Annotated in this window: 9 protein-coding genes and 1 tRNA gene; 6 read left to right on the top strand and 4 right to left on the bottom strand. The window is 52.0% G+C overall.

Translation table 11 applies throughout. The annotated features are described in order from the left end of the window. The 3 genes from ACXIT9_RS09995 to ACXIT9_RS10005 form a co-directional block, all read right to left on the bottom strand. On the bottom strand, window positions 1–228 hold a 228-nt coding region (locus ACXIT9_RS09995; protein WP_458056086.1), incomplete at its 3' end, for a transposase. Window positions 229–450: 222 nt separating this feature from the next. Continuing rightward, a tRNA-Ser gene (locus ACXIT9_RS10000) sits at window positions 451–535 on the bottom strand. Window positions 536–756: 221 nt separating this feature from the next. Then, complete coding sequence (locus ACXIT9_RS10005; RefSeq protein ID WP_458056087.1) at window positions 757–3,636, bottom strand: triple tyrosine motif-containing protein; 2,880 nt, start codon at window positions 3,634–3,636, stop codon at window positions 757–759. Between the two features lie 249 nt (window positions 3,637–3,885). On the opposite strand from ACXIT9_RS10005, the gene ACXIT9_RS10010 reads away from it, so the two are divergent. Genes ACXIT9_RS10010 through ACXIT9_RS10025 form a run of 4 tightly spaced genes read left to right on the top strand, consistent with a single transcriptional unit; the run spans window position 3,886 to window position 11,641 of the window. Next, window positions 3,886–6,966, top strand: coding sequence for a SusC/RagA family TonB-linked outer membrane protein (locus tag ACXIT9_RS10010; RefSeq protein WP_458056088.1), 3,081 nt, complete (start codon window positions 3,886–3,888; stop codon window positions 6,964–6,966). A 4-nt stretch (window positions 6,967–6,970) separates the two neighbouring features. Next, a complete protein-coding gene (locus tag ACXIT9_RS10015; RefSeq protein WP_458056089.1) occupies window positions 6,971–8,437 on the top strand; it encodes a RagB/SusD family nutrient uptake outer membrane protein in 1,467 nt (488 codons plus the stop codon). Window positions 8,438–8,449: 12 nt separating this feature from the next. Then, on the top strand, window positions 8,450–10,513 hold the full coding sequence (locus ACXIT9_RS10020) for a PKD domain-containing protein (protein WP_458056090.1): 2,064 nt from the start codon (window positions 8,450–8,452) through the stop codon (window positions 10,511–10,513). A 9-nt stretch (window positions 10,514–10,522) separates the two neighbouring features. After that, complete coding sequence (locus tag ACXIT9_RS10025; protein ID WP_458056500.1) at window positions 10,523–11,641, top strand: glycoside hydrolase family 16 protein; 1,119 nt, start codon at window positions 10,523–10,525, stop codon at window positions 11,639–11,641. Between the two features lie 366 nt (window positions 11,642–12,007). Here ACXIT9_RS10025 and ACXIT9_RS10030 read toward each other — a convergent pair whose 3' ends face one another. Further along, window positions 12,008–13,264, bottom strand: coding sequence for a TlpA family protein disulfide reductase (locus tag ACXIT9_RS10030; protein WP_458056091.1), 1,257 nt, complete (start codon window positions 13,262–13,264; stop codon window positions 12,008–12,010). Window positions 13,265–13,374: 110 nt separating this feature from the next. Between ACXIT9_RS10030 and ACXIT9_RS10035 the strand changes: the two genes are divergently transcribed. Both ACXIT9_RS10035 and ACXIT9_RS10040 read left to right on the top strand, forming a co-directional pair. Further along, the gene (locus ACXIT9_RS10035; protein WP_458056092.1) at window positions 13,375–14,787 is read left to right on the top strand and encodes a sensor histidine kinase; all 1,413 of its coding nucleotides are present in this window, start codon (window positions 13,375–13,377) and stop codon (window positions 14,785–14,787) included. A 4-nt stretch (window positions 14,788–14,791) separates the two neighbouring features. Continuing rightward, a complete protein-coding gene (locus ACXIT9_RS10040) occupies window positions 14,792–15,487 on the top strand; it encodes a response regulator transcription factor (RefSeq protein ID WP_458056093.1) in 696 nt (231 codons plus the stop codon). Window positions 15,488–15,558 lie beyond the last annotated feature (71 nt).

Below are 15,558 nucleotides of genomic sequence, written 5' to 3' on the forward strand. Positions count from 1 at the left end.
TATCTTGGAATAAAGCTTTTCAACATCTAATTCCTCGGGCTTCGAACTCTTACCGTCCTCAAATACTGAAACGGATCTTTCCAAAAACTCCTGTTTCCATAAACTGATCTGGTTGGGGTGCAACTCGAAACGTTGTGCAAGTTCCGACAGCGTGAGGTTACCCTTAATTGCTTCTAATGCTACTTTGGCCTTAAAGGCACCACTGAATTTTCTTCTTTTTTGTCCCATAATTCGATTTACTAAGTTATGAATTTTTCAATTTAGCACACGGTTCGAAGATTGGGGAGTATTACACCACTGAATTTTCTTCTTTTTTGTCCCATAATTCGATTTACTAAGTTATGAATTTTTCAACTTAGCACACGGTTCGAAGATTGGGGAGTATTACACGCCACTGAATAAAAATAAAAAATCCTAACCATCTTTTCTAGATAATTAGGATTCTTCTTGCAGAGGAGGAGGGATTCGAACCCCCGGTACCTCTCGGTACAACGGTTTTCAAGACCGCCGCGATCGACCACTCTGCCACTCCTCTGGATCAATTACGTTGTATTATGGCACAAATGTAAAGGGTTTTTTTAATTCCAACAAGCGCAGGACTCGAAAAAAAGCCTGTTTTTTGCGCGGTAGCGCAAACCTTCACAGAATCAAGGGCTTACTTTAGACCCTTTGCTCCCTTCCTGACGCATGGTTTCCCGTACACTGGCTCCGGATGAAGCGGCTGTTCCTTTACATTCCGGCTCCTGCTCGCTCAATTTAAAATTTTAAGATAAATTCCTGCAAGTTGTCGCTGCGCTCCAGATTTAGCTTCTTCCGTAGGCGATAGCGGGCGATTTCTACCCCTCGTGTGCTGATGTTCATCAGGTAGGCCATCTCCTTCGAAGAAAGGTTCATGCGCAAATAAGCCGTTAACTTGATCTCTTGAGGGCTTAGCGTGGGATAAACACCCTTAAAGCGCTGCATAAAGTCTCCATGCACCTGGTCGAAATAGAGCTCGAACTGCTCCCAGTCGTTGTCCTGCGCGATATTTTTATCGATGCTGGTGATGACCTTTTGCAGCTCCTGCTTGACCTCTTGGTTGCGGCTCTTTTTAATGATTTGGTTCAAATGATTTTTTGCATGGTCGATAAATTCGTTTTTGTTCAACAGCTGCATGGTGGCTGAGGCTAGCTTTTTATTCTTGCTTTGGATCTCCGCTTCTAACTTTTCTGTCCGGAGCTGTTCCAGCTCTTGCTGGGAGCGCTCGAGCTGGGAGGAGGTCTCGGCAATCACCTCATCCTGCTTGGCAGTAATGGCAGCCGTCTTTTCTTCATACGCGCGGTCTAAGCGTTTAAAGCCGATGAATAAAATGCCTAAAGCGCCTAAAAAGTAGCTGGCATAGGCCCAGGTATTTCGGTACCAGGGGGGCAACACACTAAAAGAAAAAGCTGCTACCTCGCTGATCTGGCCATACAGGTCCCTGCTTTGCACATAAAACGTGTATTTCCCTTCGCGTAAATTCGTGTAGGCCTTATCTCTTTTTTCGGTCCACTCCCCATAATTGTTTTCAAGCCCCTCCAAGTAAAAACGGAACTGCGTAGATAGCTCTTGATTCGGAATCGTATTCGTAAACTCAAAGCGCAGATCGCGCATGTCATAAGGAAACTGTGCCTGCGTATGTGCCTGCTGAACGAAATTCCGATCAAAAAGCGCTTTGCTTCCTCCGCGATACAAAAGGGAATCGGATAGCCCCGTTCGGTATATTCCCCGAATGAGCGTAGGATACTGAGGAGGAACCGCTTTGGCATCACGCAAGGTGTAGCGGATAAAGCCTTCATTCGCAGCGAACAGCACCTCGTTCGGCCCGATGAGGGAGACGTTCTGAAGATCATCGTTTAGCAGCGGTAGGATTTTATTAAACAGCTGGTAGTTTTTCTTGTAGCTACCATCATTTTGGGGCTCCAAAACGCCTACTTCCTTATTGCCGATGTAAAAAATATTGCCGAGAGGATCTTCTGTCAGGCTGGTGATGAGGATGTCATTATCAAAATAGGGACTGAAGGTGGGGTCTTTTTCGAAACGATCTTCTGTGGGCAGGTAACGGTAGATGCCATATTCTGTGGTGAAAATAGTTCGTCCGCCCACTTTCCAAACCGAGTTCATCAACTGGGTCGGCAGCCCCTCTCCCGTGCCATAGAGCCGTGCCTCCACACGTTTAAGGTCTTCGGATAGCGTAAGCTTATAGACTCCCTTGTAGCTATGGGACATCCATAAGGAGCCATCGCTCTCCCACTGGATCAGGCGGCAAGACTCCTTAAACCCTTCGATTTCATGAAGGAGCCGATAGGGACCATCCCCTTCTTTTTGATAGAGGGCAAGCCCATTATAGGTGCCCGCGATAAAGAGTTCCGGCTGCTCGCGCAAAGGTAAAAAGCCCCAAACGCCCATCTGTCCGCCAAGGGCCTCTAAGCCATTTTTTCCCAGCACAGCACCTCCCGCGTGGCGCGCTACGAGCAGGTCATTTCCTCGTTGTGAAAGCCCGTAGACTTGCCCCTCCCCATTGGGTATGGGAAAGGCATCCTTTGCCGCAGGCGGCAAAATAGCCAAATGTATGTTGGTAGCCAGATAGAGGGCGTTCTGATGCGTGCGTGCGGCGTAGCCTGTGCCAAGGACTCCCATGCGCTGGTCGATAAGCCGGAAAGGGAGGCTGAGCTCTACTAAGGTGATGCCGTTACTGTGCCCCAGCCAAAGGTTTCCCGCACGATCTTCGAAAATACTTAAGATGGTGCTGTTTTCCAGTCCTTTATTGCGGTCGAGATGCAGGGTGACGCTGCCTTTTTCGTCTAAGATGTAGAGTCCATCAAATTGTGTTCCAATGGCCATGTGCCCATTTTTCAGGGCGCTCACCACATTTATGCTGCGCAGATTAGGGAGGGCCTCTCCAGGCCAAAGGCGACGTTCGGTATCGTTTAGCTGTAAAATGCTGCCATTTTCCTGTAACAAGAGCAGCGCATCGGGGCTGATTTTTACCATCCCCCGGATTAAGTCCTCCGTCAGTGTCTCCCCCTGAGGGACGCCTTGCAGCCGGTCGCGCTCCAGACGCAAGAGACCCTTTTCACTGTCTTGAACGTATAATTGCTGCTGATGCTGATGAAAGCTTAAAAAACCGCTTTCGCTTTCGATGATGCGGATGAGGGTTTCATGTTCGTCGAAGACAAACAGGTGCTGAAAGGTGCAGAAGACCAGGTGCTCATGTAGGCGGAAAACCTTCCATACTTCTTCTAAGTCCCGATATCCCTCAGGTAGCTGCTGTAGAAGAGAATGATAAACGGGCTCAGGACCCGTCTGAAAATGAAAATACCCAATTTCTCCCTGGGCGGCTACATAGACCTTTTCATCCTGCTCTACCCATAGGTCTCTAATTTTGGTGCTGTTCGGTAGTCCGAAGCGCTGCCAGTCGGTGCCATCGTAGTGCAGTAGCCCGAAATTATTCGCCACAAAAAGGCTTCCATAGCTGTCCTGCGTGAAGGCATAGTTCTGAATGCCGCCCTTATACACCTTGCTGGAATAAAAGCGCGTGAAAGGAAGTCCTGTAGCAGTACTTGCCTGAATCAAGAAAAAGGTGAACACCAAAAAAAGTACGTAAAACCGCCGCATCTTGAAAGCATTTGTTTGGATATACTACCGAAGATAATGAGAAATACGGATGTATAAAAGCCCTTAACGGAACCTTCTTCGAAAGCAAATGAAAAAACCCATTTTTAGCCCAAAAACGAAGTTTTTCTAGTGGTTTGATGTAATTTTGAGAAAGTTCCAAATCCAGCCTGATGTAGTTTTAGCGCATCCCATTTTTTTGCTTTACGCGGGTAATTGCCCTCATTCGTCTCGGCAATAAATCCAAAACCCATGAAAAAACTTCTATTACTTAGCATGCTTTGCTGCTGGAGTATTTTTGCCTTCGCACAAAGCACACGCAGTGGCCGCGTCGTAGATGATCGCGGCGACCCCATACCGGGAGCTAGCATCTTGAAACTCGGGACCACCGTAGGTACTGTATCGGATCTGGATGGCAACTTCACCATCAGCGCCGCCGAAGGGGAGCGCTTGCAAATTAGTTTTATCGGCTTTACCAGTCAGGTGATCACTGTGGGCAGTCAGACGCAGCTGCGCATCACCCTGGCCGATGAATTGACCTCACTGAATGAGGTAGTGGTCGTCGGCTATGGCACCTCCACGAAAAAGGAACTCACAGGGGCGATCTCACAAGTTGACGGAGAATCTATTATGGCGATGAACATGCCCCGCGTGGATCAAGCGCTGCAGGGAAAAATAGCGGGGGTCACGATTACCACGAACTCGGGTGCGCCCGGTGCTACCTCTAACATCCGCATCCGCGGACTCAGTACCTTCGGAGATAATGATCCCCTCATTTTAGTGGATGGCATCATCTACGACGCGGCGGGACTAAATTCCCTTAATCCAAACGATATCGAGTCTGTCAATGTACTAAAAGACGGTACGGCAGGCATCTATGGGGTACGCGCCGCGAATGGTGTTATCCTGATCGAGACGAAAAAGGGGACGAAAAATACCCGTGCCTCTGTCGATTTTTCTGCCTGGAGAGGTGTCCAAGAAGCCGAAAGCAAGTTAAACCTATTGAACGCCACAGAATATGCGATCCTGAAAAACGAGGCCTTTGCCGCAGGCGGACTTACCCGGCCCTTCGCGAATACACAGTTAGGCCTGGGCACAGACTGGCAAGCAGAAGTTTTCCAGACAGCGCCCATCGAGGAGTATAACCTCACCATCACGGGGGGTACTGAGAAGACTTCCTACTCCATCGGAGGCTCCTACTTCGGGCAGCAGGGCATCGTGGGCGGTCCACGCTCCAACTTCGAGCGGTATAATGCCCGTCTGAACTTCACCACGGCGCTAGCGCCAAAAGTGACGCTGACCAGTGTGCTCTTGTACACCCATGAGCAGGCCAGCGGCATCCCACAGGGAGGGATCGGCTCGGTACTTTTTAACACCATCAACGCCTACCCCACAGAGCCAGTGCGCATCGGAGATCGGTTTTCTTTTTTGGAAGATGTCCAAGATATCATCAACCCGCTCGCACAAATCGAAAATACCTTTAATGAAACCTATGTCAATAAAATCGTAGGCAAAGAGGAAGTTGCCTATAAGATCAATGATTATTTTAGCCTCAATGGACGTGCAGGCTATAATTTCGCCCTGGTAGATACGCGCGTTTTTAATCCTCTGGTCTGGTATGGGCCTGGAAAGTTCGCGAACACAGCGCGAAATGAGAACCTAGATCCGGTGCTTGTTGATATCGGAGGTGTACAGATCGAGCGCGGCGCCAGCGCCTTCGAGAGTCGGAATTCCTTTTTAGACTACAATTTAGAAGCATTCTTGAACTATGAGCAGCAGCTGACAGAGCTCCATCGGGTAAAAGGGACTGCCGGCGTTTCCTATTTCGGTAACCGCAGCATGGGACTTAATGGGATAGGCTTTAACATCCCCAACAATGACCCCGCCTTCGCCGCGATAGCTGCCAACCAGGCGCCTGGAGGTTTTTTAAACAATGCGGGCTCCTTCCGCGCACGGCAGCGCCTGCTTTCTGCTTTCGTTCGCGGGGAATATGATTACAAGCGCCGCTACCTGTTTTCTGCTATTCTCCGCCGTGATGGCTCCTCGAATTTCGGCCCTAACAATCGCTTCGGGTACTTCCCGGCAGTTTCTGGCGCTTGGGTAATTTCCGAGGAGGGCTTCTTCGGCACGGGTGGCCCCATCGACTTCCTAAAGCTGCGTACCAGTTTCGGGATCTCGGGCAATGACCAGATCGGACTCTTTCGCTTCCGTGGCTTGATGGATGGCCTCGCCCGCTATGTCTTCGATGACCTCATCGTAAATGGTGCCGCGGTAGGTACTTTCAGCAATCCGGATTTGCGCTGGGAGACCACCTATCAGACGAATTTCGGCTTAGATTTCACCTTGCTGCGCAATGTGGACTTCACCGCGAACTACTTCATCAAAGAAACCCGCGATCTTTTATTCCAACCGGCCGTTTCTGCGCTTTTGGGCTCCTACGGGCCGGGTGGCTTTCCTCCAGTTATTAATGCAGGAAACGTGATGAACCGTGGATTGGAGCTCGAAATCGGCTGGGCCACGCAGCGGAATAGTGGCTTGAACTTCCGGGTGGACTATAACATCACCTTCCTAACAAATCGGGTGACCAGCGTCCCCGAGGGCTTAGACTTTATCCCTGGTGCGGCCTTTGGTGTGGGCGGAAATATCGCCACCCGCTTCCAGGAAGGCTTTCCCATCGGATATTTTGTAGGCTTTAAAACCGATGGCATCTGGCAGTCACAAGAAGAAATAGCCGCCAGCCCAGTCGTGCAGCCCGGCGCAGTTCCTGGGGATCTACGTTTCGTAGATGTGAACGGCGATGGTCGCATCTCTTTCGGAGACGAGTCTGACCTGACCTTCCTCGGCTCACCGATTCCAGACTATATCATGGGCTTAAATCTGTCCATGGACTACAAGGGATTCGATTTCTCGGCGAATATATATGCTGCGATCGGGCAGGACATCATTCGAAACTACGAGCGTCAGCAGCCTTTTGCGAACCAAATGGCCTATAACGTCAACCGCTGGACGGGCCCAGGGACCACGAATGAGTTTCCACGCCTCACCACGGGACCGACGCGAAATACGGTCTTTTCAGACTTTTTTGTTGAAGACGGATCCTTTGCGCGGCTGCGCAATGTCACCCTCGGCTACACCCTTCCGGAGTCGGTGAGTGGAAAGGTAGGGGTGCGCGCTTTACGGGTCTATGTGGCGGCGAACAACCTCATCACCCTGACCCGCTACATGGGCTTTGACCCGGATGTAGGAGCGCCAAATCCACTTTTTGCGGGAGTGGACAATGGAATTTTTCCGCAAGCACGAGTGATCATGGGAGGAGTAAACTTTAGATTTTAAGCAGATGAAAAAGATAATAAGCTTAGGCATCGTGCTAGGACTCTTCTTGCAGTCCTGCGCGCAGTGGCTAGACCTGGAGCCAGAATTTACCCAGGATGCAGAAAACTTCTTCGCTACAGAGGAGGATTTCCAGCGGGCCGTCATCGGGGTATACGACCTGATGCAGACCAACTACCTGCAGCTCTGGATCGGAGAGATCGCCAGTGATAATTCCATCGCCGGCGGGGAAAGCGTGAACGATACGCAGGGCCTCCATGAGATCCAAAACATGAACCACGGCGGGATTAACAACGAGCTCCGGGATGTGATGCGCTTTAATTATGCGGGGATCACACGTGCGAATTTCGTCTTCGAGAACCAAGATAGGCTAGATTTTCCCGCTAAAGAGCGGCTGCTCGCCGAGGTATCCTTTATCCGCGCCTATTACTATTTTACGCTCACCACCTATTTCGGCGACATGCCGCTGATCATCGACCGCCGCATCTCGATTAACGAGGTCACACAGCTGGATCGCACGCCGCAAGCGGAAGTGTATGCGCAGATCGAGCGCGACCTAGACCGTGCCATCGAGGTGCTACCCTGGATTAATTTGCCCGTAGGGCGCATCACGAAGGGGGCGGCCATGGCCCTAAAGGGCAAAGTCCTGCTCTACCAAAATAAATTTGCTGAGGCGGCTGAGGTATTGGAGGCGCTCATCACCACCAATCAGGCCGGATATGCCCTAGATCCCGATATCGAAAACATGTGGCTGGTGGCCAATCAAAACAGTAGCGAGGACGTCTTCACCATTCAGCACTCGGGCCTCCAGGGAGGCGATTACGGTTGTCTGGTCTGTCTACAAGGCAACCCCGCGCCGGGTTTCCATGCGATTCGCAACTGGGTAGGGCCATTTTACGGCGATGGCAATAGTTATAACCTGCCTACCCAGGACCTCTATGATTTCTTCGGGAATGATCCGCGACGGGAGGTGACCATTCTGCACCTGGAAAACTTTATCGCCGCGCAGCCGAACCCCCAGGAAATCAGCTTTGCGATCGGTGGAGGAGGCCATACCGGCTATTTTAATAACAAATACATCAAGCGCGACTTCGAGCGAGGACTACCGGATGATGACCTGACGAGTCCGCAGAACTACCGGGCGATCCGCTATGCGGATGTGCTGCTGATGGCAGCAGAGGCCCTCACCCAAAGCGGAAATGAGGGGCGCGCACGGGCTTTAGTGAACCAAGTGCGGGAACGCGCCGGCGTAGCCCCTATCGCTTCTTCGGGCATGCAGCTTCTCGAAGACATCTACCGTGAAAGACGGCTAGAGCTGTCTGGGGAAGGCTATCGTTTTTGGGATTTGGTGCGCACCGGAAGAGCTGCTGCGCGCATTCAGGGCTTTGTGCCCGGCAAGCATGAATTATTTCCGATCCCACAGGTGGAAATTGACCTGGCAGGAGGAAATTGGAGACAAAATCCAGGGTATTAATCGATGACATCCATGAAAAATAGTATACAACTTATAGCCTTATGCCTGCTCGTGTGGCTCGGCTGGGCATGTACGGAGGAGTTTCGCCTGACGGCCGAAGCACCTAGCGTAGAAGATGCGAACTTCAACTTCCAGCCCACGGCTGAAAGTGCGAACATCATCCAGTTTACGGGCGCTGGAGACTTCTTTATGATGAAGTGGGACCTGGGAAATGGCGCTACCGCAGAGGGGCGCACGGTCACCGGCCTTTACCCGCTAGCAGGTACTTACACGGTTACACTCACGGTATTTAATGCCGGGGGAAGTGAATCCTTTTCGCGCGATATCGTGATCGATGAGACGGATCCTACCTTACTCGATCGCCCGGTTTTCAACTTGCTCACCGGCGGCATCGATGCCGTGGAGGGCAAAACCTGGGTCATCGACAGCACCCGCGTAGGGCACTTTGGGGTGGGCCCCAACCCTTCCGTGAATGGAGACTTCCCCGAATTTTACCAGGCACAGCCGAATGAAAAAGTAGGAAGTGGCATGTACAATACGCGCTACACGTTCAAGCTCGACAGCTTCCAGTTTATCTGGAATACGGGCGGTTTGGTTTACCTGAATGCCGCCCAAGGGGGGCAGTTTCCGGGCGCCTTTGACCCAGGGGTAGGAGACCTATCGGCTCCATTCGTTTCTCCGGGTGGGCTTACGTGGAACATCGTAGAGGAAGCAGGAAGAAATCCCGTTTTAAGCGTTTCCTCCCCAGGTTTTATCGGTTACTTTGCCGGAGGCAGAACCTATCAGATCGTCCGCTTAGAAGAAAATGAGCTCTTCCTACGTTTCGTCGATCAGTCGGATGAGACCCTAGCCTGGTATGTACGTCTTATTCCTGCTGGCTTGACAGTGGTCCCTGATCCGGAGCCAGAGCCTGAGCCGGAAGATCCTAACGTCGCCTTCACGCTGAATGATTTGGTAGGTCCGGGCAAGCGTACCTGGATGCTTCGGCCAGGGGCAGGATCCTTCGGGGTGGGGCCAGCACGTGGCAGCGAGGCTTTTTTTCCGAATGGCAATGACATTTCAGGGGATCGCCCCTGTCTATGGAATGATAAATTCACCTTTGGGCGCGATGGGGTCTTCACCTACCAGGCGCAGGGGGATATTTTCGCCGAAAATTACATGGGCTTAGGCACGGAAGGTTGTGTCTCGGAGGAGCTGCTGGCAGGAACAGCGGCGGAAGCATGGGGTTCTGGTACGCATACCTTCACCTTTACACCGGGGACGGCTACCGAATTCCCAAAACTGACGGTGCGTGGAGCAGGTGCTTTTATTGCTTTGCCAAAGGCCTTTAATGGGGGAGAGTACAGCGCAGCGCCACCACGTGCAGATGAGGCAGTTACCTATGAGGTGATCGGCTATGACCCGGAAACACGGGCGCTGAGCTTATCGATCGACATCTCTACCGATGGTTCTGTGTTTTGGAATTTTGTGCTTATCCCGACTTCGGAAGAAGCTACAGGGCCTCAGGAGCCAGAAGCAGGCGCCTTTACGCTCCAGGATTTAATCGGGGCAGGCACGCGTTCCTGGAGCTTGGAGCCCACAGTAGGCGCTTTTGGGGTAGGTCCGGGGCCAGGTTCGGATGCTTTTTTCCCTAACGGGCAAAATATTTCAGGAGATAGACCTTGTTTATGGAATGATGCGTTTATCTTTCAAGCGGATGGCACCTACCGCTACGATGCCAATGGCGATGTCTATGCGGAGGACTACATGGGAATCTTCGGCGGCGGCTGCCAGCCAGAGTCGAATTTAATCGGAACGCCTGGAGCCGCCTGGGCTTCTGGCACCCATCAGTTTACCTTCACGCCCGCCACTGGAAATACCCCCGCCAAGATTACCGTGACCGGCACGGGGGCCTTTATCGCGCTGCCGAAGGCCTTTAATGGAGGCGAATACAGTGAAGGCCCGCCGAGAGAAAATGCCTCGGTGACCTATACCGTTTTGGACTACAATCCCAGTACGCGTGCCCTCACGCTGACCCTGGATATCACCGATAACGGAAGCGTCTGGTGGACCTTCCGACTTATCCCAAATGACTAATTTATGCTTATGTTACGCTTTATTTCCTCCCTTTATGTCGTCCTGCTATTAACGGTGGCGCAAGCTTGTAATCAGTCGGAAGTGGACCAACAGCTGGTCCTGCCCTCGAATTTAGAGGTAAGTATACGCACCGAAGCACGGGGAGAAGTTGTGGTTAGCTTTTCCGCGACAAATGCCAACTTCTTCCGTGTGAGCTTCGGGACTCCAGGTGAACTCCCGCAGCGTGTAAGTGGCACAGAGGCCCGATTTACCTATTCCGAACCTGGTGATTTTACCATACGTGTGCAGGCCCATACGACGGAAGCTGACTTTATCGTGGCAGAAGAGCCGGTGAGTATCGCGCCCTCCGTCTTCGGGCTCTTCATCCCCGAAACGGGATTTGTGAGCCCGGAAAGCTATCCAGGGTATTCACTCGTCTGGCAAGATGAGTTTAGCGGCAACAGCCTGTCTGCCGACTGGGTACATGACCTGGGCGATGGCTGCCCGAATCTCTGCGGCTGGGGCAATAATGAACTGCAATGGTACCGCCGCGAAAATGTGCGTGTAGAAAATGGCTATCTGATCATTCAGGCGCGCCGTGAGGCCGCTGGAGGGCGGCAATTCACCTCCTCACGGATTAAAACTCAAGGACGCCAGTCGTTTCAGTACGGACGCATCGACATCCGAGCGGCACTCCCGAAAGGACAGGGCATCTGGCCGGCGCTGTGGATGCTGGGCGATAACATCACTGAGGTGGGCTGGCCCCGCTGTGGGGAAATCGATATCATGGAGATGGTGGGAGGAAGCGCCCCCGGACGTGATAACCGCGTACATGGTACCCTGCACTGGGATAATAACGGGAGCTGGGCCAACTTCGGAGGCTCTACCACGCTGGAAGAAGGTATTTTTAACGATAACTTCCACGTGTTTAGCATCATCTGGGAAGAGGATAAAATCACCTGGCTGCTGGATGACCAACAGTTTTTTGTGATCGATACCAGTCCCGCCGAGCTGGATGAGTTTCGGAACTCTTTCTTCTTTCTCTTTAATGTAGCAGTAGGAGGAAACTGGCCCGGAAATCCGGACGATAGCACACGGTTTCCACAGCAAATGGTCGTCGATTATGTGCGCGTCTTTCAGCGTTCCTAAGAGGCGATGAGGAGGGTCCTACAGGCGCCCTGTCGGGCAAAACCGTGGTAAGCCTCCTTTTTTGCTCGTAAAATCAATGAAAAGCGGCAAGGAGCCGCTTTTCATTTTTCCTCCTATCTCAGGACTTGCTTTGCGCTTTTACTGGAGGCCATGAAATTCTTCTTTCATCCTATAAAGATAATAGGGAAGGTTGCTAATATGGTTTTTTAGTAAAGAAACATAATAAATCCTTTGTATCTACCGCTTGCATTTGTATCTTTGTGCCAGTTAAATTTACTTTTTTTAAAGTAAATCAATATCCGAAATTAGTTATTTATAAGTCACCCGATTACCTTGGCCTCCCTTAAAATACTTTAGGGGAGGCCTCTACTTTTTTACGGATAGGCGAAAACGCGTCACTTCCGCCTCTTCTTTTCTTAAGCCCAAGCCTAAACCGCCAAGTGCTGCCCAAAAGGTATCCACATCCTCCGGGTAAAAGGCAAAATCCATCGGGTAAGCCTCATCCGCCTCAGTTTCGGGTAACACGATCGCGCCTACGATACCATACTGCTCCAAATACGCGGCAAAATCCTGTAACTGTGCTGCAGGGGAGCGAAAATGCTGACCTGAAGCGCCAGCCTCCTCTGGCTTGACTGCTGCATGCGCTTGGCGTTTAGCGGCATCCTCCACAAAAAGGCGGTAAATGGTGCTTGTCTCCTGTAGGGTGTCCAGTGTCAGGCCAAACTGTGCCAGCACCTGATCGAAAAGCTGCTTCCGTAGCAGGTGAGGGTCTGCTTCAGGAACGATAATGTCCAGTGTGTACAGGTCTTCTTCGAGTGCCTCCTGGTCTTCCTCATCGATCTGATAGCGCCTCCAGCCGAGGTCCATCGCCTCCCGAATCATGCCACTGATGCTGGTGTTGATTAACGTAAGCCGCCGCCCCTTTAAGCCCTTTCCCAGGCCTTGGATACTCAGCGTAGGCATGCCCTCGAGCGCTTCGATGAGGCTAAAGGCTTCCTTTTCGCTACCGCTCCGCGCAAAGATATCGCTGTTCAGCGGGTCGAAGCCAATACGATCCTGCTTTTGCGCCACGCGCACCTCTTCCCCAGAAAAAAATGCACCTAAGGTGTTTGCCTCCAAGTCCTCGGGTGCACTGATGCTTCGAACCTTACCGCTCGGATCGATCAACACGGCGTGGGGAATGATGCGATGAGGAAAATAAGCTGCTAGCAACCCTACTTCGTCCCGGACGTGCTGAAAGGTACCCGGACGCTTAGCTACAAAGCGCTCCACCCGCGAAGCTGCTTCGTAACTTACAGCCCAGATCTGAAGCTGATCAGCGAACTGCTCCTGAAGGCGGTCTAACTTTTCATGCCCGGCCACGCAGGGTGCGCACCAGGTAGCCCAAAAGTCAATCAGCAACCACTTGCCGCTGGAATTAGGGAATTTCAGCGTCGGGCTGGTTTGATGTATGAGTTGGGCCTCCAGAGGACCGGGCAGCTGTGCGCCGACAGGTACTGCTCCGCCTTCTATTGAGCCAGCTTCTGGATGATGTTGCGCCCTACTCGTGTGTGCCGATGCGCTTGTCAGCAGTACCACAAGACTGCTGTAAAGAAGGAATTTTAACGTTTTTCTTGCTGTCATGAAGGTAAAGGTAGTTGGGGCGGTATATTGTTTTGTTAAGCGAAACGAAAAGAATGTAAAATAGTGTAAAGGTGCTGTCCCAACTGGGATTTTTCCCCTAGTTTTAAGCCATGAAATCTCGTCATACGATTTGGTTGGGGCTGGTAGCTCTGCTGTTTATCGCTTTCATGGGCCTACAAGCTTGGCTGCTCTACCGTGATTTTGAGGCCCGAAAGGGGCGTATCTTAGAAGAAGTGGAGGAAATCAGCAGCCGGTTTTTTCGCCAACAAGAAGAAGCGCGTGTGGATAGCGTGAATGCAGCCTTTCGGGAAGATGTCTTGAGCGAAAAATATGTTTTGGTGCGTTTAGACACCACTGAGAAAGGGGAGGGACAGCTCCGACTGCTCGCCCCGGATGCAAAAACCATTTTTGTAGAAATCAGACTGCCCGAAAATCCTGACTGGAAGGAGATGGGAGCCATCGATCTCTTAATGGAACGGAATCGCCGCATGCTCTTGCAGGGTTCGCTTATGTACTGGCAAGATACCCTGGCAGAACGCCTACGCAGGGGAATAAATGCTCCCTGGTCCATAGCCGCTTTAGAAGCGGCGTTAAACCAAGACGTGCAGCAGCTTTTTCCGGCACTTGAGGTGCAACTTGCAGACTCTTCCGCTCATGCGGTGGTGCTGGAACAGCGGGGTAAGGCTTTAGAGAAGCAGAGAATAGGGGCATTTAAAGGGCAGCAAACCTTTTATCCCATCCTAAGTGGACTGGATAGGGCCGCCATACGGCAGCTGCTCCCTAGCCTACTTCTCAGTCTGCTGTTGCTGATAGCATTAGGGGCAGTTTGGCTACTTTGGCGCATGCAGGAACAAAAAAAGCAGGCCTGGCTACAGGAGCGTGAGGCCCTGCTGCAGCAGCTGGCACACACCTTGATGACCCCTTTGAGCGTCGCTTCTCTGGCGCTGCAGCGGCTCCAAAAAAAGGTAGTGCTCCCAGCTGCTGCCCTGCGGTATGTAGCGTTAGCCGATGAGGAGCTGGGCCGGATGCGCCACCTCGGAGAGAGTCTGCTCCTGCTGAAGGAACAGGAGGAACGCCTGGAGCTGAGGGCCTTTTTAGCGCAACTGCCGACTTGGGCGCCGAGCGACTTGCAGCTGCAGATACAGCCTCCCGAGGCTCCGATACATCTTGCGATTTCAGAGAAACGCATGACTTTAGTTGTGTATGTCTTGGTAGATAATGCCCGCAAGTATGCAGGAGAAGCTGCGCAGCTGCAGATTTGGGTTGAAGCGGAAGCGCAAAGTTGCTGCATCCATGTACAGGATAATGGCCCCGGAATCCCACTTAAGGAAAAGGAAGCTATTTTTAGGCCTTATTTTCGTGGGGTTTTGGCCCAGGAGGGCCAAAAGGCGGGATTTGGACTTGGACTTTATCAGGCGCAGCAGCTTCTGGAAGCTGTCGGAGGCCAGCTAAAACTGGTAGCCAGCCCGAGGGAGTCTTTCGGGGCCCATTTTCAAGTAAGTCTAAAGCGGATAGATGCGTGAAACGATGAAACAGATCCTTGTCATAGAAGACGAGCAAAATTTAGCATTTTTGCTTTGCGAGGGGCTAGAGGAGGCAGGGTTCCAGGTCCGATGGGAGCGCGATGGCGAAGCGGGCCTGGCGGCCGCGCTGGAGCCTGAGATCGATATGGTGCTGTTAGATGGTGGCCTGCCGAAGCGGGATGGTTTCGAGGTGCTCCAGCTTTTGCGCCAGCAGCGCCCCGAACTTCCCGTGCTGATGCTTACTGCGCGCATACTGCCGAAGGATGCCGTGCAAGCCCTCCAGCTCGGTGCCGTGGATTATGTGCGTAAACCTTTCAGTTTAGAGGAGCTGGTCGTGCGCATGGAACGCTTCTTAGCGCCGCCAGCCCCCGCGGAAAAGGAACAGGAAGAAGGGCTTCGGCTGGGCTTATTGCGCTTTTTCCCTCGGCAGCAGCGCCTGGTCCGCCCTGAGGATGAGGTGACCCTGTCGTACAAGGAAAGCCTGCTGCTCCAGGTCTTATGGCAGCATGCAGGCGAAGTGATGGAAAAGGAAGCCCTCTGGCAGGCAGTTTGGGGCCAGGAGGAAGGCTATGCCAGCCGTAGCTTGGATGTGTTTATTTCGCGCCTGCGCAAATTACTCGCCGCAGAGCCACGTCTGCAGCTTCTGAGCATCCGTGGAGTGGGGTATAAGTTGGTGCTAAAAGAAGAAAAAGTGCTATGAGCATCCCGGGGCTTGATGCGGATAGAAAGGATGACTTAAGGTTTTTAATCGCAATATTGTTGCATTAAGAT

It is taken from the genome of Nitritalea sp. (assembly GCF_054166705.1).